This is a genomic window from Sphingopyxis sp. GW247-27LB (assembly GCF_002277025.1).
Classification (GTDB): Bacteria; Pseudomonadota; Alphaproteobacteria; order Sphingomonadales; family Sphingomonadaceae; genus Sphingopyxis.
Genome location: NZ_NIWD01000007.1, coordinates 196,086 through 215,458, shown reverse-complemented (window position 1 = coordinate 215,458; position 19,373 = coordinate 196,086). Strand labels below are relative to the sequence as shown.

Sequence of the window (19,373 nt, the reverse complement as noted above, 5' to 3'; positions counted from 1 at the left end):
CTCCGTCATGCCTGGGTTTTGACCGCCATGCGTCCCGTCTGATCGATACGGTTGAGCAGGAGCGGTCGATCGACGAAATAATCATCGACCGCCTTTCGCGCGCCGGCCCAATAGCCGTAGTCGTCGATGATCAGTACGCCGCCTACTGCCAGGCGCGGATATAAATGCTCGAGTTCGTGGCGGGTCGATTCATACCAATCGGTATCGAGCCTTAGGATGGCGATTTCGTCGGGAGCTTGCCCCGGCAGCGTATCTTCCACTTTGCCTCTGCACAGATGCACCTTTTCGGCCGGGTAACCGGTCGACGCCATATTCGCCTTCACATCTTCGAGCGAGGCGCGGCACCAGATTTTATCGGTGGCGCTGGCCCGATCCAGAAGCACCAAGGCAGACGTATCGTCCTCGGCGCGACGATCATGTCGCGACGGTTCCGACATGCCTTCAAAGGTGTCGAAAAGATAAAGGTCGCGGGTCCGGTCGCCGGCTTCCATCAAGCCCCGCGCCGCTGCCATGCTGCTGCCACCGCGCCATACACCGCACTCCACATAGGCTCCGGCGATCTTTGCGCGCGTCACATAGCGTACCGCGTCGCAGACGGCGGCGATACGCTCGGGCGAAGTCATCGTGAAATCGGATACCGCGCGAAAGATGGCGCGGGTCTCAGCATCGATATCGGCGAGCCGGCGGTCGACTACCGGCGCACTGTTTGCGACGCGGTCGTACATTCGGCTCAGCCTGTCGCGAAAACTCATGACATGTCTCCCGTCGGCACGCGACGCACCGCCCATTTCACGGCAATGTAGTTCCAGAGGAACAGGAGCGCCGAGGCCACCACCGTAGCCGTCGGCACCGTGAGCCCGAACCCGTCGTGTCCGGCCCCGATGAGCAATATGGTCAGGGGCAAGTTGACCAGCATCGCGCCCAGATAGCGTGAGAAGGCGGCCATGCTGCGTTCGACGCTGAAGGTCCAATAGCAATGCAACAGAAAGCCGACCAGCACGACGATTACAAAGGCGAATATCGTCGCTATGGCGTAATGCAGACCATAGGATGCAAATGCGGGGATGAGCGTCAAGCCGAGCACAAAGCAGATGCCTGAAACGACGCTGTAACGGATAGCTTCCCCCGTGCGCGTCATCGCCCCGCTTTCCTGCAAAGGGTCAGATAGACACAGCCATTGTCATCGCGGATGCCACACGGCGTCAGCCTGTCCTCGATCCATCCACGCGCGTTCATGACGACCGCCAATAACCCGGCGGCGGCGCTGCCGACGACAGGAATGCGGCGCAGGAAGAATGCGAAACCGGTCAGCCGGATCATCGTGGTGGTCGCCAGCGGGCCCACGATCGATTCGACTGCCTCGACCCGAAATCCGCGTGTTTCGATATCATGCGCGAGGCCCGTGCGAGTCCAACGGCGGTGATCCTCGGGGTGCGGGTGAAAGAGCCAGGTGCCGTGCGTCGACAACAACAGCGTGCCATCGGGTTTGAGGACGCGATCGATTTCGGCAAAATAGCGGTCGAGATCGCGGACATGCTCGAGCACCTGGACCGACAGCACAATATCGACGCTGGCATCCGCAACGGCATCCAGCGATCCATCCGGCATGATCGACACCATCGCGTTGCCGCCAAAATCCGCACCGAGATAGATGGCACCCCGTTCTTCAACCAGGGCGCGATAGGGCATCACCCCGCAACCAAAGTCGAGCAAGCGCTGACCGCGGTTCAATCGCTCCGAAAGATGGCTTGTAATGGCGCGGGTCAATCCGCGAAGCATCATCCAGTCGGTATCGAAGATATGTGGGCGCAACCGGCGGGTTGCTTCAACATGGCTGGTCATGTGTTCGCGCCGAAATCGGCAACATGCCCACCGATAATCGCCATCAGGAAGCCACCAAAGGCGGTCTGGAGCCCAACGGCAAGCGTCGCGCATGCGAGAGCGAGCGGAAGCAGCGAGGGCAGTCCGACAAAATCGTTAGCCGACCAGTAGCTGCCGACCGCGATGCAGCCCATGAGGCCCATAGCTGCCGTGGCGAGGCCAGCGATCAGCATCGTTTCGAGCGTGAGCCACCTCGACATGCGCCGCAATAGCGGACGGGTCCGGCGATAACCCGAACGCACACCATAGAGATGCGAGGCGAGCGCGATAATGAGCGCCATATGACCGATACCGACCAGAGTTGTCGCGACAAGCGCCCATCCGGGACCAAACCAGTCGGGAATGGTGGACAGCCCGGCGAGGCGTGCAAAGGCTAGCAGGAAAATCAGCGCACCGACACCGATCGCCAGCATCGCCGGCACACCGAACACCCAAGTCGGGCTCAGCATCAACAGGTAGCGGAGATGTCGCCAGCCATCGCGCCACGGGCGCAGATGCGGAGCGCGGTCGCGCAGATCGACCGACAGGGTCGCGGGAAGCTGCGTTATTTTCAGCCGCCTCAGCGAGGCCTTGATGACCATTTCGCTGGCGAATTCCATGCCTTCGCCCGCGAGGCCGAGTTGGTCGAACGCCTCGCGACTGATCGCGCGCAGCCCGCAATGCGCATCGTTGATCCCCGACCGGAAGAAAAGATTGAGGATGCCGGTCAGCGCCGGATTGCCGATATAGCGGTTCTTCCACGGCATGGCGCCGGGTGCGATTCCGCCGTCGAAGCGCGAGCCCATGCACAGATCGTGGCCGTCTATCAGCTTGCCGACCATCGCCACGCCTTCGGTGAAATCATAGCTGCCGTCGCAGTCGCCCATCAGAATATAGTCGCCATAGGCCGCCCGGCAGCCCCCGATCAGCGCCGCGCCATAGCCGCGCCGCGCGACGGGCACGACACGCGCGCCCAGCGATTCGGCGAGCGCCTGGCTGCCATCGGTCGACCCATTGTCGGCAATGACAATCTCTCCCGAGAGGCCGAAATGGTCCTCGATCATCCGCAACGCATCCCGCGCGTTTGCGATGCAATGCGGCAGACTGATCGTTTCATTGAGGCAGGGCATGACGATAGTGACGCCCAGCTTCAGCGCTTGTGCTTGTTCGAATGCCAGCACTTCGGCCCGCTGCTGATACATGGAGGCTCCCCACTAATCCGTTCGAACCGGGTTTAGGAACTTGTGGTTAACAACTCGATAAATCTGGCTTTTGAAGCATGGTTTTCGGCCCCGCGGCGATCATGGCGCTTCCCGCACGGCCGAGACGGAACAGCCAGCACGCCGCCATTCACCGGCGAGCACGCGCGGGGCGGTCGTCCCGGCGGATGCCGGCACATCGAAATAGGCGGCGATCGGCCCTAGCACTTTCGCATCGACCACCCCGACCCGCACGGAAGAGGTACAAAGAGAGCCTATCAGCGCGGGGTCTATCTCCTCGCGCAGCAGGCGTATCGGGCGTCTTTCGAGAAAGGGCGGATTGATCACGAGATCGGCAGCAAAGGGGGCGTCGCTCCCGCCAACCACCACATAATCGGCATTGCTGGCGTCGATCCGCGCCGAGGCCTTGGCAAAAGGGGCGTAGAAGCCGTGCGCCATCCACGCCTGGATCGGAAGCAGGACGAGAAGTCCGGCGATGGTGCTGCGCATCAGCAGCGGCCGCCACGGTGCGAGGCGTTCGCCGAGGGCGACCCAGCCGAAAACCGCGAGCAGGATCGCGTTCCCGATCAGTCCGTGCAGATAGCGATAGCCGAACCCATGCCCCTGATAGGGCAGGATCACCGCCATCACCGCCAGCGTCAGTCCGATGCCGCCCGCGAGCGCCGCCGCCAAGCGGTCGCGCCGAACAGCCCGCAGCCCGAGCAGCAGCAGCGGCAGCAGAAGCAGATGCTGCCATGCGGCGAAACGGAGCAGATTGGCCCCCATATTCGCGAAGCGAAGGGTATCGCTCTTTTCGATGGCGAGCAGCAGCCGGGTCCAGAAATCGACGCCATCGGCGCGCGGAGCGAGCGGACTGGCCTCCACCAGCGTCCAGATGAAGCCCGGCCACCACGCCCAGAACGCCCCGATCGCGGCATATCCGACAAGATAGAAGGCAGCGCGCCGCCAATCGCGTTCCAGCACCAGCAGGAACAGGATCGGCGCGGCGAACATCGGGTGCATGATCGGCTGATGCAATCCGACCGCAACGAAGCCCACGCTCAGCGCCGCGACGTCGGCCCATATCGTTCGGCGCAGAAAGAACCAGAGCCAGCACAGATTGAGCGCGAGGTGCGCCGGCATCGCATAGGCCGTCATGCCGTTGAACAGCACCTGCCCCGACCCGAGATAGAGCAGGACCGCGACGGTCGGAGCTTCGCGATGGTCCGGCCAGATACGGCGCGCGCATCCCCACAGCGCCAGCGCGCCAAGCCCGGTCATCGCCGGCCCGGTCAGCGCCGCGTCGCCCGCCAGCGCGAACAGCGCACGCAGGACGGCGTTGAGCGGAAGATAGGCCGAAACCCAGGCCGCGCTTTGCCCGGTCGGATACATGAACATCGTGTTGAGCGCATCGGCATGGTCGCGCCAGATTCCGGCCAGCGGCGCGACCAGCTCGCCGCGCGCGAAGATCGCGGCGTCGAAGTTCGCCATCTGTTCGTCGCGGCTGAGATCATATCCCGACAGGATCAGATAGTGGCCGGCATAGGCGGCCAACGCGAGCCCCGCGCCGAGCAGTAGCGCGCGATGCCGCGGCATCGCCGGCAGATGGCCAGCGGAACCGAGGCGCCGGATGCAGAACAGCAGCGACAATATCGCAGCCGCCAGCAGCCACAGATCCTGACGCGCCAGATAGAAAAGCGAAAGATTGGCGCTGCCGCCACACAGCGCGACGAGCAGCGCCGCGGCCGCCATGAGCGCCATGGCCGGTCGGGCCACCCACAGGAGGCCATCGGCGCCGGGCGCCACTGGATTATACGAAATCGCCATCTCGCCTCGCCATTGCCGCGGCAGGCTTTGCCAGAACCTGCCTAATTTCCCGTTAACCCTGAGCCTTCGATCGGGGGTTTGGCTTGACCCATGTTTATGATATGTTCCCCCTTCGATTCCCGAGGAGACACCCATGACCGACACGCCCACCCGCGCCGCCGGCAGATGCCATTGCGGCGCCATCCGCTATTCGATGCCGACCGCGGTCGAACATCACGCGCTCTGCCATTGCCAGGACTGCCGCCGTCACGCGGGCGCACCACTGGTCGGCTGGGGCATGGTCGCCCGGGATGCGCTCGACGTGAGCGGAACGCCGAAGATCTACGCTTCGTCCGAACATGGCCGCCGCCATTTCTGCGGCGACTGCGGAACCGGGCTCTTCTACACTAACGAACAGGTCTTCCCCGGCCAGATCGATGTCCAGACCGCGACGCTCGACGACCCCGACCTGATCCCGGCGCAGGTGCAGATCCAGACCGCCGAGCGTATCGGCTGGATGGAAAGGCTCGACCAGATGCCGAGCTTCGAACGCTATCCGGGCTAGGGGCGCGGGCCGAAGGCGGCGCGCTGCGCCTTTTTCGCGCGGTCCCACCAAGCGCGGCGGACGACGTCGGCGACCCGGTCGGCATCGGGCGCACCATAGCGCACGAGCAGACCCGGCCAACCTTCGTAGTGCGGCGTCTGCCAGAAGATGCCGGGATCGGTTTCGAGGAGCATCTCCTTCTCCTCGTGCGGCGCCATGACGTGGAAGCTGTCCGCCTCGCGCCCCGGCGAGACGAAGGCCTTGCCATTCACCTTCGGGCAGGGCGTTCCATAGAAGGGCGCCATTTCGACGTCGGGCAGCGCGCAGGCGAAGGCGATGACGTCGTCCCAGCTGTCGAAACGCGGCATTAGCCCCCCTCCCCGCGCCCTTGCCGCCGCGCATCCCACCAGGCGAGCCGCTCGGCGATACGCTTTTCGAAGCCGCGGTCGACGGGATGATAGAAGGTCGCCGGATCCATTTCGTCGGGCCAGTAATTGTCGCCCGAAAAGCCTTCGGGCGCATCATGGTCGTAGCTGTAGCCCGCGCCGTAGCCGAGATCCTTCATCAGCTTCGTCGGCGCGTTGAGGATGTTCGCGGGCGGCGCCAGGCTGCCCGTGTCGCGCGCCGCCGCCCATGCCGCCTTCTGCGCCGCATAGGCCGCGTTCGACTTGGGCGCCGTCGCGCAATAGAGGCACGCCTGCACGATCGCGAGTTCGCCTTCGGGCGATCCGAGGAACTGATAGGCGTCCTTCGCGGCGATGCATTGGACGAGCGCCTGCGGGTCGGCGAGCCCGATATCCTCGCTCGCGAAACGGGTGATGCGGCGAAGCACGTAGAGCGGCTCCTCGCCCGCGACGAGCATCCGCGCGAGCCAGTAGAGCGAGGCCTGCGGGTCCGAGCCGCGCATCGCCTTGTGCAACGCCGAGATGAGATTGTAGTGGCCGTCGCGATCCTTGTCATAGACCGGCATCCGGCGGTGCAGGAATTGCGCGAGCTCGGCGGGGTCGAGCGGCGCGTCGATCGCGGCCGCGAACAGTGTCTCGACCTGGTTGAGCAGGAAGCGGCCGTCGCCGTCGGCGCTGGTGATCAGCGCGGTGCGTGCCTCGTCCGTCACCGGCAGCGGCCGCCCGACCTCGAGCTCGGCGCGCTCGACCAGCGTTGCGAGCGCGGCCTCGTCCAGCCGGTGCAGTACGAGCACCTGCGCGCGGCTCAAGAGCGCGGCGTTCAGCGCGAAGCTCGGGTTTTCGGTGGTCGCGCCGACGAGCACCACCGTGCCGCGCTCGACGAAGGGCAGGAAGCCGTCCTGCTGGGCGCGATTGAAGCGGTGAATCTCGTCGACGAAAAGCAGCGTGCGCTTGCCCGCCGCCGCCATCTTCTCGGCATCGGCAAAGGCCTTCTTGAGGTCGGCGACGCCCGAGAAGACCGCCGACAGCGGCGCGAAGCGCATCCCCACTGCCTCGGCAAGCAGGCGCGCGATCGTCGTCTTGCCGGTTCCGGGCGGCCCCCAGAGGATGATCGACGACAGCTGTCCCGCCGCGACCATGCGACCGATCGCGCCGTCGGGGCCGGTCAGATGCTCTTGACCGACCACCTCGTCGAGGCTCTTCGGGCGCAGTCGCTCGGCGAGCGGCACCGGTCCTGCCGCACCGCTGCCGGAAGGCGCCGGCGCGTCGTCGCCGAACAGGTCCGCGGCCATGGCGTCAGGGCCGTCGCTGTTTCTGGCGGATCAGGCGCAGATAGGTGTCGGCGACGGCCTGGTTGATCGCATCCCACTGATAGGAGGCGCTTTCGGCGAGCGCCGCGGCGCCGTGCGCGGCGCGCAACTGCGGGTCGCGGCAATAATGCTCGAGATCGTCGGCGAACAGGCCGATCGAACCCGGCGCGACCAGATAGCCCGTCTGGCCGTGCTTGACGATGCTCGCGCTGCCCGTCGCGCGCGCCGCGACCACGGGGAGCCCGCACGCCATCGCCTCCAAGGTCACATTGCCGAAAGTCTCGGTCACCGACGGGTTGAACAGCATGTCGCACGAAGCCAGCGCGCGCGCCAGATTCTCGCCGCCCTGGAAACCGACGAACTTGGCGCGCGGCAGCCGCGATTCGAACCAGTCGCCCGCGGGCCCCTCGCCGATCACCACCACCTCGTGCGGCACGCCGCGGCGGCGCAGCACGTCGATCGTGTCGGCGAAGACGTCGAGCCCCTTTTCCATCACCAGCCGGCCGAGAAAGACGATCGCGGGGACGTCGTCTGCGATGCCCCACGACTGGCGCCAGCTTCCATCGCGCCGGCCGGGGTTGAAGACGTCGCGCTCGACCCCGCGCGTCCAGATGCCGATGTCATAGTTCATCCGCTGTTCGCGCAGCACCTGCGCGAAGCTCTCCGACGGGGCGATCAGCGCGTCGCACTTGCGATAGAGCTTGCGCAGCCAGGCGACGACGAGCGGTTCGAGGAAGGAGAGGTTGTAGTAGCGGAAATAGGTTTCGAAGCGCGTGTGGACCGAACAGGCGACCGGGATGCGCCGCCGCCGCGCCCACGCCGCCGCCTGCCGAGAGACGCGGTCGGGGCTGGAGATGTGGAGGATGTTGGGGGCGAACATCGCCAGATCCTCGCGCACCCGGCCCGACAGCGACAGCGGGATGCGGTATTCGCTGCGGCCGGGGATCGCCATCGACGGCACGCTGACGAGGTCGCCGGTCGGCGCGAAATCGGGATTTTCGACGGTCGGCGAATAGACGCGCACCGCCGCCCCCTGCCCCAGCAGATAGCCGACGAGCCGGTTGAGCGCCTTGTTCGCGCCGTCGACGGTCATGTTGTAGTTGCCGCTGAACAGCGCGATGCGGAGATCGGAAACGTCCATTGCGCCTGCGCTAATCGCATCGCCCGCCAAAGGCAATCGGCGGAGCGGGTCGAGCCCGCGCTTCTAGAACTCCTCGCCGCGCGCCGGCGAGGCCTCCAGATCGACCTCGACCGGCGGATGCAGGCGGAGGTGGTGGACGCGGCGTTCGTCGGCCTCGGTCACCTCGATCCGCCAGCCGCTCGGGTGGACGAGGATCTCGCCGACCTCGGGCACATGGCCCGCGAGCACGGCGGCGAGACCGCCGACGGTGTCGACATCCTCCTCGATCTCGGCGAGCCGCGGGTCGATCGCTTCGCCGATGTCGTCGAGCTCGGCGCGCGCGTCGGCCTCCCAGCAGCCATTCTCGCCCGGCGCGAAGAGGACGACGGGCTCGTCGTCATGCTCGTCCTCGATCTCGCCGACGATCTCCTCGACCAGATCCTCGATCGTGACGAGACCCTCGGTCCCCGAATATTCGTCGATCACGATCGCGAGATGGGTGCGCTGCGCGCGCATGTCGGCGAGCAGGTCGAGCACCCCCATCGACTGCGGGACGTAAAGCGGCTGGCGGATCAGGTCGAGCAGCGGCGGCGGCGTGCGTCCTTCGGCGAGCACCGCGAAGACGTCCTTGACGTGGATCATCCCGACGACCTCGTCGAGCGTTTCGCGATAGACCGGCAGGCGGCTGTGCCCCGCCTCGGCGAACAGCGCGACGATATCCTCGAAGCTCGCGCTCTCCGCGATCGCGATGATGTCGGCGCGCGGAACCGCGACGTCGTCGACCGTCTGCTCGCCGAAATGGAGGAGGTTGCGCAGCATCTTGCGCTCGATCGGCGACAGGTCGCCGACAATGCTGCCGCCGCGACGCTCGTCGCCATCTTCCTCGGCCTCGTCGATGACCTCTTCGATCTGCTCGCGCAGCGACGGTTCCTTGTCGCCCCCGAACAGCAATGTCCTGAGGCCGGCCAGCAGGCCGGACCTACTGTCCTCTTCCGATCGGCTCGAAGATCCCTGCTCGTCGGGCATGATGCGCTGTGCGTCCTTCCTTAATGCTCGTCGCCATATGGATTGCCGATGCCCAGCGACGCAAGCGCTTTCACCTCGAGCGCCTCCATCGCCGCCGCGCTCGCGTCGTCCATATGGTCGTAACCGACGAGATGGAGCGTGCCGTGGACGATCAGATGGGTCGCGTGATCGGCAAGCGGCACCCCCTTCTCCTCCGCCTCGCGCGCGCAGGTCTCGCGCGCGAGAACGATGTCGCCGAGGAGGATTTCGCCATCGTCGCTGTTCGACAGGCCTTCGAGCAGGTCGGCCTGCACCTGCGGGAAGGAGAGCACGTTGGTCGGCTTGTCCTTGCCGCGAAAGTCCCGGTTGAGCGCCTGCACCTCGTCATCGCCGGTCAGCCGCACCGCCACCTCGACCAGCGGCGCCGCGTCGGCGAGCGCCGCATAGGGCGTCAACGCCAACGCCGCGGCAACCGCCTCCGACGCGCGGCCCTCCCAGTCGAGTCCGTCGGGCCAGGGCGAGGCTTCGTGGGTTTCGACGCTCAGCATGCGGACCGTCCTAAGTTGTCAAACTTGTCACTCCCCTCCGGTATAATAATACCCGTGGACGAAAATCGTCTGCCGGGCGCGGGGGAACGGGCGGGGCTGCGCACGATGATCATGGATCGACGCTATCGCGGCAATGCTTTGTAGGACAGCGAAAAATCGCGAGTCAGTATGCAGGATTGTTTCGGAGTGGATTTGAGCCATTCCCCTCCCTTTTAGGGAGGGGTTAGGGGTGGGTGCGCGAGCGGAGCGAGCCTACGAAAGAACGCCGCCTTCGGCGGCTACCCACCCCCAGCCCCTCCCTGGAAGGGAGGGGAGAAGGTATGGCCGCTTCCGGCCGGCGGCCGCCTAGTTCACCATCCGCTCATAGCCATCCCAATAGGGCTCGCGGAGGTCCTTGCGGAGGATCTTGCCCGAGGCGTTGCGCGGCAGCGCCTCGATCACGTCGACGCTGCGCGGAGCCTTGAAGGCGGCGATGCGTTCGCGGGCCCAGGCGATGATATCGCGCTCCTCGATCGTCATGCCCGGCTTGGCGACGACGACCGCCTTCACCGTCTCGCCCCATTTGGCGTCCGGAATGCCGATCACCGCGACCTCCTGCACCGCGGGATGTCCGTAGATCGCGCTCTCGACCTCGGCCGGATAGACATTCTCGCCGCCCGAGATGATCATGTCCTTCATCCGGTCGTGGATATAGAGATAGCCGTCCTCGTCCATGTAGCCCGCGTCGCCGGTGTGGATCCAGCCGCCCTCCGTCATCGTCTTCGCGGTCGCGTCGGGCAGGTTCCAATATCCCTGCATGTTGTTCGACGAGCGGGTGACGACCTCGCCCACCTCGCCCGTCGGCACCTCGTTGCCGTCGGGCCCCAGCACCTTGATCTCGACGCCGGGCAGCGGCTTGCCCGCCGAACGCATCCGCTTGTTGCCTTCGGGGTCGTGATCCTCGGGCGGCAGCATGCAGATGGTGCCCGTCGTCTCGGTCATCCCATAGGCCTGGATGAACTGCGCCCCGAACATCTTGATGCACTGGCGCAGAAGGTCGAGCGGGATCGGCGCGGCGCCGTAGAGGATATATTTGAGCCGGCTATAGTCGACGCTCGCGCAGCGCGGATGGAGCAGCAGCATCTGCAGCGCCGCCGGAACGATGAAGAAGCGCGTCACGCCATGATGCTCGACCGCGTCGAACACGCCGTCGGGATTGAATTCGGCGAGCACCACGCCGGGCAGCCCCGCCGCGAGCGCCATGATGCCGAGCCCGGTGCCGCCGATATGCGCGCAGGGCATCGCGACGAGCACCGCCTCGTCATCCTCCCACCTTGTATAGGGCAGGTCGAGATCGGCCGAATTCTTGCGCAGCGCGAAGAGGTTGGTGTTGGTGAGCACCGCCCCCTTGGGGTTGCCCGTGGTGCCCGAGGTATAGAGCTGGAGCACCGCATCGTCCGGCCCCGACGGCGCGAAGGCGGCGCGCGGCGCGGCGTCGATCATCGCGCGAGCGGCGTCGGCGCCGACGATCTTCGGGTCATGGTCGAGCTTGCCCGCGAGCTGTTCGGCCGCGGTGTCGAAACCGGGGCCGGTGAAGACGATCTTCGCGCGCGTGTCGTTAACAATGAACGCCCATTCTGTCGGCGCGAGGCGCCAGCCGATCGGCGCCATCACGACGCCCGCGCGGGCCGCGCCGAAGAAGAGGGTGAAATAGAGATCGCTGTTCTTGCCGATCCACGCGATGCGGTCGCCCTTCCGCAGCCCCGCCGCGAGCAGCGCGCTCGCGACGCGCGCGGTGCGCTCTTCGAGCTCACCATAGCTCATCACCCGGTCTTCCTCGCGCATCGCGACGCGGTCGGGCCGCGCCTTCGCCCAATGGGTGATGAATTCGTCGAAGGTCAGCAGGTCGGCGGTATCGCTCATGTCCATCTCTCCCGGCGTCTTTGCGCTATTCTCAGGCCTGATAACAACAGACTCGGCGACTTGGCAAGCGCGACGCTTCGCAAGCTAAGCGCGCGCGACCGCCATCGGCAAGCGGAACGTCAGCTGCGGCGGAAGAGGAGCATCAGATTATTGGCGGGCATCGCCTGCCACGCGGCAAAAGCGAGGCCCGCGTCGCGCGCGGCGGCCTTCACCGCATCGAGGTCGCGCAGCCCCCATTCGGGGTTGCGGGCGCGCAGGCTGGCGTCGAACGCGATATTGCTCGGCGCGGTCGGCACCCCGGGTTCGACATAGGGGCCGTAGAGGATCAGCGGCGCGCCCGAAGGCAGGATGCGCGCCGCCCCCGCGAGGAGACCCAGCGTCGCGCTCCACGGGCTGATATGCACCATGTTGATGCAGAGCAGCGCATCGGCGCGCGCGACCGGCCAGCCGGAGGTGGCGGCGTCGAGCCGGAGCGGCGGCGCGACATTCGCGAGCCCCGCCTCGGCGCTCCATGCCGCGATCGAGACGAGAGCGTCGGGATCGGGGTCGCTCGGCTGCCAGTCGAGCGCCGGGAAGGCGGCGGCGAAATGGACGATATGCTCGCCCGATCCGCTCGCCACTTCGAGCACCCGGCCCGTCGGCGGCAGCCATTCGGCGAGCGTCGCGGCGATCGCGTCGCGGTTGCGCAGCGTCGCGGGAGCGTGGCGCTTCGCCTCGCGCCCGCCGTCCTCGGGCATCCAGGGCTCGGGGCTCATCTCGCCTTCGCGAGCGCCCGCGCCCGACGCTCGCGCACCACCAGCCAGCCAAGCAGCCCGACCGGCCCCGCCATCAGCGTCAGGAACAGGAAGGGAAGCTGGACGATCCGCCCGAATCCCTTCTGGTCGGCGTCGCGCGCGATCCACATCCCGACGAACAGGTCGAAGGCCAGATAATGCGTCCAGCCAAGCGTCGCGCCGCCGGGGGTATCGAACAGCTTCATCACGCCCGCGAGCGAGGTGAAATCGCCCCCCGCCGCCCCGCCGGGATCGATGCCGCCGGTCAGGAAGCCGATGATCGTCACCGCATAGACGAGGCAGAGCAGCGCGACGCCGGCGTAGAGAATCGCCGACAGGATACGCGGACTACGCGGGGCGAAGGCGAGCGCGAGCCAGCCGATCAAAGCCCAACCATTCGCCAGCAAATAGAGGCTTTCCCAGTTCATATCATCGTCCATTTCCCGTCATTGCGAGCGCAGCGAAGCAATCCAGAGTGGTTTACGCGACTCTGGATTGCTTCGCTACGCTCGCAATGACGATCAGTTGGCGTCGCTCCACGTCAGGATGGGCTTGCGCGCCGCCAGCGTCTCGTCGAGGCGCGCGCGCGGCGCGAAATGCGGCGCCGACTTGAGCGCCGGGTCGCCGTTGCGGGCGCGCAACGCGATGCTGCGCAGCGCGCCGATGAACTGGTCGAGCACCGCCTTCGATTCGGTCTCGGTCGGTTCGACCAGCATCGCGCCGTGGACGACGAGCGGGAAATAGACCGTCATCGGGTGATAGCCCTCGTCGATCAGCCCCTTGGCGATGTCGAGCGTCGAGAAGCCCTCGGCGAGCCCCTTGTCGCTGAACAGCGCCTCGTGCATGCACGGGCCCGACGCCGCGAAGGGCGCGTCGAGCACATCCTCCAGATTGCGCAGCACATAGTTGGCGTTGAGCACCGCATCCTCGGCGACCTGCTTCAGCCCGTCGGCGCCGTGGCTGAGGATATAGGTCAGCGCGCGGGTGAACATGCCCATCTGGCCGTGGAAAGCCGTCATGCGGCCGAAGGTGTCGGGATGATCCTCGCCCGCGCTTTCCTCTTCGATCAGGCGGAAACGTTCGCCGTCCCTCGTCACGAAGGGCAGCGGCGCATAGGGTGCGAGCGCCTCCGACAGCACGACGGGGCCCGAGCCCGGCCCGCCGCCGCCGTGCGGGGTCGAGAAGGTCTTGTGGAGGTTGATGTGCATCGCGTCGACGCCGAGGTCGCCGGGGCGCACGCGCCCGACGATCGCGTTGAAGTTCGCGCCGTCGCAATAGACATAGCCGCCCGCCGCATGAACCGCGTCCGAAATCGCCTTCAGGTCGCGCTCGAAGAGGCCGCAGGTGTTGGGGTTGGTGATCATCACCCCCGCGACGTCGGGGCCGAGCCGCGCCTTGAGCGCCGCGAGGTCGACGCGGCCCTCTTCGGTCGCGGGAATATCCTCGACGCTGAAACCCGCGAAGGCCGCGGTCGCGGGGTTGGTGCCGTGCGCGCTTTCGGGGACGAGCAGCACGCGCCGGTCCTCGCCGCGCGCCTCGAGCGCCGCCTTGATGCAGAGGATGCCGCAAAGCTCGCCATGCGCGCCGGCCTTGGGCGACATCGCGACGCTGTGCATGCCGGTCAGCGTCACCAGCCATGCGGCGAGTTCGTGGATCACCGCATAGGCGCCCTGCACCGTCTCCTGCGGCTGCAGCGGATGCGCGTCGGCGAAGCCCGGCATCCGCGCGACCTTTTCATTGAGGCGCGGGTTGTGCTTCATCGTGCAGCTTCCGAGCGGGAAGAGGCCGAGGTCGATCGCGTAATTCTGCCGCGACAGGCGCGTATAGTGGCGCACCGTTTCGCCCTCGCTGAGCCCCGGCAGGCCGATCGGGGCCGAACGCGCGAGCGCGCCGAGATCGGCCGCGGGCGCCTCCTCGTCGAAGTCGACCCCGGTGGTTTCGGTCGAACCGATCTCGAACACGAGCGGTTCTTCGAGCATCAGCGCGCGGTTGCCGGTGAAGGTCACATTATCGTCGGCACCGCCGGCGTTCATTTCGGGGCGCCATCCGGCGCGGTTGAGCGTGGTCATGCCAGCACCTCCTTCAGCGCCGCGGCAAAGGCGGCGATATCCTCTTCGGTCACGGTTTCGGTCACCGCGACGACGAGGCCGTTCGCGAGGCCGTCATTGTCGGGGTAGAGGCGGCCGAGCGACACGCCGCCGAGCACGCCCTTCTCGGCGAGCTGATGGATGACGGGCCGCGCCGCCTTCGGCAGGATCAGCGTGAACTCGTTGAAGAAGCCGCCGTTCATCACCGACACGCCAGGAACTTTCGCGAGTTCGGTCGCCGCCGCTTTCGCCCGGCCATGGTTGATCGCGGCGAGCTGGCGGAGGCCGGCTTCGCCGAGCAGGGTCATGTGGATGCTGAAGGCCAGCGCGCAAAGCCCTGAGTTGGTGCAGATATTGCTCGTCGCCTTCTCGCGGCGGATATGCTGCTCGCGGGTCGAGAGCGTCAGCACGAAGCCGCGCTTGCCGTTCGCGTCGACCGTCTCGCCGCACAGGCGCCCCGGCATCTGGCGGACATATTTGGCCTTGCAGGCGAAGAGGCCCACGTAAGGGCCGCCGAACTGGAGCCCGACGCCGATCGACTGCCCCTCGCCCACCACGATGTCGGCGCCCATCTCGCCGGGCGACTGGATGAGGCCGAGCGCGACGGGTTCGGTGACCACCGCGATCAGCAGCGCGCCGGCCGCCTGGCACGCGGCGGCGAGGGCGCGCATGTCGTCGATGCGGCCGAGGATGTCGGGATATTGGACGACGACACAGCTCGTCTCCTTGTCGACCGCCGCGGCGAGCGCGGCCCAGTCGGTGCCGGCTTCGAGGCTCGGGTCGCCGTCGACCAGCACGTCGCCGGTATAGTTCGCCATCGTCCGCGCGACGCTGCGATAATGCGGATGCAGCCCCGTCGAGAGCAAAGCCTTGCCGCGCCGCGTCACGCGCCGCGCCATCACGATCGCTTCCCAGCACGCGGTCGAGCCGTCGTACATCGACGCATTGGCGACGTCGGTGCCGAACAGGCGCGCGACCTGCGTCTGGAACTCGAACAGCATCTGCAGCGTGCCCTGCGCGATCTCGGGCTGATAGGGCGTGTAGGCGGTCAGGAACTCGCCGCGCTGGATCAGATGATCGACGCTGGCGGGGACATGGTGGCGATAGGCGCCCGCGCCGAGGAAGAAGGGACCGTCGCCCGCGGCGCGGTTCTGCCGCGCCAGCGCCGCCATATGGCGCTCGACCGCGAGTTCGCTGGCGTGCATCGCCAGCCCGGCGATGGGGCCGTCGAGCCGCGCCGCTTCGGGAACGTCGCTGAACAGATCGTCGATCGACGACGCGCCGACGGCCGCGAGCATCGCGCCGCGATCGTCGGGAGTGAGGGGCAGGTAGCGCATGAATTACTCCGGCGAAGAAACGGGGTTGTCGGAAAAAAGCGGGGCGAGATCGGCGAGCGATCCGCGGAAGGTCGCAGGTCCGCTGTGCGTCGTGCGGACCCAGGGCGCGAGCCAGATGCGGAAACCCGCGGCGCGCGCGCGGTGGCAGAAGGCGTAGTCCTCGGACAGTTGCCGGCGGCTCTCGGGCTCGATCATCGGCATGAACAGCCCGTGCACCTCCTCGGCAACCCGCGCATTCTGCCGGTCGCGCGCATCGACGCGAAAGGCGAGCTCGGGATGGCGCGCGCACAGCGTCTCGATCACGTCGCGCCGCACCAGCATGAAGGCGGCGCCCAGCTGCGTCAGCTCGACCAGCTCATTGAGCGCGAAAGACTGGCCGGGGTTGAGGAAGCTCAACGCGAAATCGCCGGCATAGCCCGCGAGATCGGCGGGATTGTCCCGCGCCAGCCCGCGATCGGCGGCGCGCGCCACCTGCGCCCAGTTGACGACGCGGCGCGGCACCGGCGCGCCGAGGATCGCGCAATCCTCGCGCGCCGCCATCGCCGCGATCATCGCGAACACATCGTCGGCGCCGAAATCGACATCGTCGTCGACGAACAGCAGATGCGTGCAGTCGCTCTGCAGGAAGATGTTCGCCAGCATGTCGCGCGCGCGGTGGATCTGCGCCTCGTGCAGGATGAACTCGAAGCGGAGCGGCAGCGAGCGCGCCGCCGCCGCCATCGACAGCGCGAGCATCGCGCGCACATAGCCGCCCTGCGCGCCGGCATAGATCGCGGTCGCGACCATCGGCCGGCAGCCGGCGAGCGCAGGCGCGGCGGCGGTCATGGCGCGAGCCCAATCGACAGGATGGCGAGAGACGTCATGGACCTATCTCCCCCCTCCCGCGGCCGGGAGGGGCGTGAATTACAGGCTGTCGCAGAATTCCTTGTAGGCGGCGGCATTCATCAGCCCGTCGAGCTGGCCCTTGTCGGACAGCGTCATGCGGAAGAACCAGCCTTCGCCCTCGGGATCGCTGTTGACGAGCGCGGGGTCCTCCTCGAGCTGGCCATTGCCCTCGGTCACCACGCCGTCGACGGGAGCGTAGACGTCGCTCGCCGCCTTCACCGATTCGACGACCGCGGCGTCGCCGCCCGCGCTGAGCTGGGCGCCGGTGTCGGGCACTTCGACGAAGACGATGTCGCCGAGCTGGCCCTGCGCGAAGTCGGTGATCCCAACCGTCGCGACGTCGCCGTCGACGTCGATCCATTCATGCTCTTCGGTATAGTAACGCGGCATCGTCAGGCTCCCTGTTTGCGGACATATTTGTGCGGAACGAACGGCATGGCGGCGACGGTGCAGGGCACCCGCTTGCCGCGCACCTCGGCGGCGATCGCGGTGCCGGGCGCGGACAGGCCGGTGGGCACATAGCCCATGGCGATCGGCGCGCCGACGCTGGGGGCGAAGCCGCCCGAGGTCGCGACCCCGATTTCGGTTTCGCCGTCGAACAGCTTCGCGCCCTCGCGCACCGGCAGCTTGCCATCGACGAGCAGCCCGACGCGCTTGCGCGGGGCTCCGTCAGCGAGATGGCCGAGGATGCGCGCGGCGCCGGGAAAGCCGCCTTCCTCGCGGCGGCGCTTCGATATCGCGAAGCCCAGATCGCCCTCGACGGGATCGGTCGCGGGATCGAGGTCGTGCCCGTAGAGCGGAAGCCCCGCCTCGAGCCGCAGCGAATCGCGCGCGCCGAGGCCGATCGGCTTCACCTCCTCCATCGCGCAGAGCGCGTCGGCGAGCGCGCCGACATGCGCCGCGGGCACCGAAATCTCGAACCCGTCCTCGCCGGTATAGCCCGACCGGCTGATGCCGAGCGGGACGCCGTTCCAGTCGAAGCCGCCGGCCTGCATGAACACCAGCGCGCCGACGCCGGGAACCAGCCGTTCGAGCGCCGCGGCCGCCTTCGGCCCCTGCAGCGCAAGCAGCGCTTGCTCGTCCATATGGTTGAGCCCGATCGCGTCGGGCAGATGTTCGCGCAGATGGGCGATATCGTCCCATTTCACCGCGCCGTTGACGACCATGTAAAGTTCGTGGTCGCCGCCGGTGATCATCAGGTCGTCGAGGATGCCGCCATCCTCGGCGAGCAGCAGCGAATAGCGCATGCGGCCGGGCTTGAGCGCCGAAATGTCGCCGGGGACGAGCGTTTCGAGCGCCTCGGCGACGCCTTCGCCGCTGAGGATGAGCTGGCCCATGTGGCTGACGTCGAACAGGCCCGCATTCGCGCGGGTCCACTGATGCTCGGCCATGATGCCTTCATATTGGATCGGCATCCAATAGCCGGCGAATTCGACCATCCGCGCGCCCTTCGCGCGGTGCCAGGCGTCGAGCGGCAGGGTGGCGGTTTCGACCGCAGCTTCGCCCGTATCGTCTTCATCGTCGCGCATATCGCACTCCCGTCGTTGGCACGGCAAGACGCGGCCCGATGCCGCCTTGTCGCCATGCCCCCTCTGTCACGGGAACCTGAGAGTTTTCCTCCATGAATCATGGAGTTACCCCTTCGGTGGCCATGGCGGACCATGACGCTTTCCAGAGTGTCCGTTCCAGCCCGCGCGGTCCTGCGAACCTGAGAGTTTCCGGGGCGGTTGCTCCTTCGGTGGCGAGGCGCGGATCACTCCGCTCCCCGCGCTCTCCCGCGCGGCCGGCCGAATCCCTTTCGAGCTCCGGCAGACGCCCGAGCCTTGGCGGGGGCCCTTCGCAGAGTCAATCGGCGAGCGCGCGGATCGCGTCGTTTTCGTGAACATGGATGCCGCTTTCGCGGCGGGATGCGAGCGCGACGATCGCCTTCGCGACCGTTTCGGCGGGAATCGACCGGTAACGGCGCAGCGAGCCGTGGAGCAGCGCATCGGTGAAGGACGCCGCCGCCATCGCGATCCCCTCCCCCAGCCGCGCCGGGCCCGGCCGGTCGCCGGTGAGCAAGCCGGGACGCAGAACATCGAGCCGGTCGAAGCCGAGCGCGCGCAGCCCCGCCTCGGTCTCGCCCTTGGTCCTGAGATAGAAATTGCCGCTCTTCGCCGAGGCGCCGACCGAGCTGACGACGATCATCCGCGCCGCGCCGCCGAGCCGCGCCCCGCGCGCGGCGGAGAGGATCAGATCGTGGTCGACCGCGCGAAACGCCGCCTGCGATCCCGCCGCACGGATCGTGGTGCCGAGGCAGGATATCAGCACCGCGGGCCGCTCGGCGGCGATGATATCAGGCCAGCGCTGGGGCGGCGCGACGAGGAGCGCGTGGCGTTCGGGCAGGTCGTCGACGTCGCGCCGCGCAAGCACGGTCAGCGCCAGCTCGCCCGCCTCTGCGATCACGCTGCGGCCGACGAGGCCGGTGGCGCCGACGAGGAGGATATTGTCACCCATCCCGCCATCCTATCCGTGTTCCCGCGCGAAGACGAGAGTTCCCGCGCTCCAATCACCCCTCCTCTTCACGAGGGTCGATTGCGAAGATGGGGTCGTT

The 19,373-nt window shown here is 67.1% G+C and carries 20 protein-coding genes and 2 riboswitches; of the genes, 1 reads left to right on the top strand and 19 read right to left on the bottom strand.

The annotated features are described in order from the left end of the window. Window positions 1-5: 5 nt before the first annotated feature. From CD928_RS07485 to CD928_RS07465, 5 genes are all read right to left on the bottom strand, one after another. Complete coding sequence (locus tag CD928_RS07485) at window positions 6-752, bottom strand: TylF/MycF/NovP-related O-methyltransferase (RefSeq protein WP_217983739.1); 747 nt, start codon at window positions 750-752, stop codon at window positions 6-8. Beyond that, on the bottom strand, window positions 749-1,138 hold the full coding sequence (locus CD928_RS07480) for a GtrA family protein (protein WP_095386483.1): 390 nt from the start codon (window positions 1,136-1,138) through the stop codon (window positions 749-751). Before CD928_RS07480 ends, CD928_RS07485 begins: the two co-directional genes overlap by 4 nt. Further along, window positions 1,135-1,842, bottom strand: coding sequence for a class I SAM-dependent methyltransferase (locus tag CD928_RS07475; protein WP_176473497.1), 708 nt, complete (start codon window positions 1,840-1,842; stop codon window positions 1,135-1,137). The genes CD928_RS07480 and CD928_RS07475 overlap by 4 nt, the downstream gene beginning before the upstream one ends. Continuing rightward, on the bottom strand, window positions 1,839-3,062 hold the full coding sequence (locus CD928_RS07470) for a glycosyltransferase family 2 protein (protein ID WP_095386482.1): 1,224 nt from the start codon (window positions 3,060-3,062) through the stop codon (window positions 1,839-1,841). Before CD928_RS07470 ends, CD928_RS07475 begins: the two co-directional genes overlap by 4 nt. A gap of 99 nt (window positions 3,063-3,161) precedes the next feature. Beyond that, on the bottom strand, window positions 3,162-4,886 hold the full coding sequence (locus CD928_RS07465; protein ID WP_095386481.1) for a hypothetical protein: 1,725 nt from the start codon (window positions 4,884-4,886) through the stop codon (window positions 3,162-3,164). A 133-nt stretch (window positions 4,887-5,019) separates the two neighbouring features. Here CD928_RS07465 and CD928_RS07460 point away from each other — a divergent pair, with 133 nt between their 5' ends. Continuing rightward, a complete protein-coding gene (locus tag CD928_RS07460) occupies window positions 5,020-5,430 on the top strand; it encodes a GFA family protein (RefSeq protein WP_095386480.1) in 411 nt (136 codons plus the stop codon). On the opposite strand, the gene CD928_RS07455 is transcribed toward CD928_RS07460, so the two are convergent. From CD928_RS07455 to CD928_RS07390, 14 genes are all read right to left on the bottom strand, one after another. Beyond that, window positions 5,427-5,777: an MmcQ/YjbR family DNA-binding protein gene (locus CD928_RS07455; protein WP_095386479.1), complete on the bottom strand. Its 351-nt coding sequence runs from the start codon at window positions 5,775-5,777 to the stop codon at window positions 5,427-5,429. The two genes, CD928_RS07460 and CD928_RS07455, sit on opposite strands and share 4 nt — an antisense overlap. Continuing rightward, window positions 5,777-7,105: a replication-associated recombination protein A gene (locus CD928_RS07450; protein ID WP_095386478.1), complete on the bottom strand. Its 1,329-nt coding sequence runs from the start codon at window positions 7,103-7,105 to the stop codon at window positions 5,777-5,779. Before CD928_RS07450 ends, CD928_RS07455 begins: the two co-directional genes overlap by 1 nt. 4 nt (window positions 7,106-7,109) lie before the next feature. Next, window positions 7,110-8,264 carry a glycosyltransferase family 1 protein gene (locus CD928_RS07445; protein WP_095386477.1) on the bottom strand — a complete coding sequence of 385 codons (1,155 nt, stop codon included), beginning with the start codon at window positions 8,262-8,264 and terminating at the stop codon, window positions 7,110-7,112. A 63-nt stretch (window positions 8,265-8,327) separates the two neighbouring features. Further along, the gene (locus tag CD928_RS07440) at window positions 8,328-9,269 is read right to left on the bottom strand and encodes a hemolysin family protein (RefSeq protein ID WP_095386476.1); all 942 of its coding nucleotides are present in this window, start codon (window positions 9,267-9,269) and stop codon (window positions 8,328-8,330) included. A gap of 20 nt (window positions 9,270-9,289) precedes the next feature. Continuing rightward, the gene (gene ybeY, locus CD928_RS07435; RefSeq protein WP_095386475.1) at window positions 9,290-9,796 is read right to left on the bottom strand and encodes an rRNA maturation RNase YbeY; all 507 of its coding nucleotides are present in this window, start codon (window positions 9,794-9,796) and stop codon (window positions 9,290-9,292) included. Window positions 9,797-10,141: 345 nt separating this feature from the next. Continuing rightward, window positions 10,142-11,698 carry a fatty acid--CoA ligase gene (locus tag CD928_RS07430; protein ID WP_095386522.1) on the bottom strand — a complete coding sequence of 519 codons (1,557 nt, stop codon included), beginning with the start codon at window positions 11,696-11,698 and terminating at the stop codon, window positions 10,142-10,144. A 119-nt stretch (window positions 11,699-11,817) separates the two neighbouring features. Next, window positions 11,818-12,453: a DUF938 domain-containing protein gene (locus CD928_RS07425; protein ID WP_095386474.1), complete on the bottom strand. Its 636-nt coding sequence runs from the start codon at window positions 12,451-12,453 to the stop codon at window positions 11,818-11,820. Beyond that, on the bottom strand, window positions 12,450-12,911 hold the full coding sequence (locus CD928_RS07420; protein WP_255247075.1) for an ABA4-like family protein: 462 nt from the start codon (window positions 12,909-12,911) through the stop codon (window positions 12,450-12,452). Before CD928_RS07420 ends, CD928_RS07425 begins: the two co-directional genes overlap by 4 nt. 81 nt (window positions 12,912-12,992) lie before the next feature. After that, window positions 12,993-14,540, bottom strand: coding sequence for an aminomethyl-transferring glycine dehydrogenase subunit GcvPB (gene gcvPB / locus CD928_RS07415; protein WP_095386473.1), 1,548 nt, complete (start codon window positions 14,538-14,540; stop codon window positions 12,993-12,995). After that, a complete protein-coding gene (gene gcvPA / locus CD928_RS07410; RefSeq protein WP_095386472.1) occupies window positions 14,537-15,895 on the bottom strand; it encodes an aminomethyl-transferring glycine dehydrogenase subunit GcvPA in 1,359 nt (452 codons plus the stop codon). The genes gcvPB and gcvPA overlap by 4 nt, the downstream gene beginning before the upstream one ends. Before the next feature lie 3 nt (window positions 15,896-15,898). Continuing rightward, window positions 15,899-16,720, bottom strand: a complete 822-nt coding sequence (locus tag CD928_RS07405) for a glycosyltransferase family 2 protein (RefSeq protein WP_095386471.1) — start codon at window positions 16,718-16,720, stop codon at window positions 15,899-15,901. A gap of 78 nt (window positions 16,721-16,798) precedes the next feature. Then, on the bottom strand, window positions 16,799-17,170 hold the full coding sequence (gene gcvH, locus CD928_RS07400) for a glycine cleavage system protein GcvH (protein WP_095386470.1): 372 nt from the start codon (window positions 17,168-17,170) through the stop codon (window positions 16,799-16,801). Between the two features lie 2 nt (window positions 17,171-17,172). Then, window positions 17,173-18,309: a glycine cleavage system aminomethyltransferase GcvT gene (gene gcvT, locus CD928_RS07395; RefSeq protein ID WP_095386469.1), complete on the bottom strand. Its 1,137-nt coding sequence runs from the start codon at window positions 18,307-18,309 to the stop codon at window positions 17,173-17,175. Between the two features lie 53 nt (window positions 18,310-18,362). Continuing rightward, window positions 18,363-18,465: riboswitch (glycine riboswitch) on the bottom strand. Then, window positions 18,466-18,568: riboswitch (glycine riboswitch) on the bottom strand. A gap of 57 nt (window positions 18,569-18,625) precedes the next feature. Then, window positions 18,626-19,276 (bottom strand): NAD-dependent dehydratase, encoded by a 651-nt coding sequence (locus tag CD928_RS07390; RefSeq protein WP_095386468.1) that lies wholly within the window; start codon window positions 19,274-19,276, stop codon window positions 18,626-18,628. Window positions 19,277-19,373 lie beyond the last annotated feature (97 nt).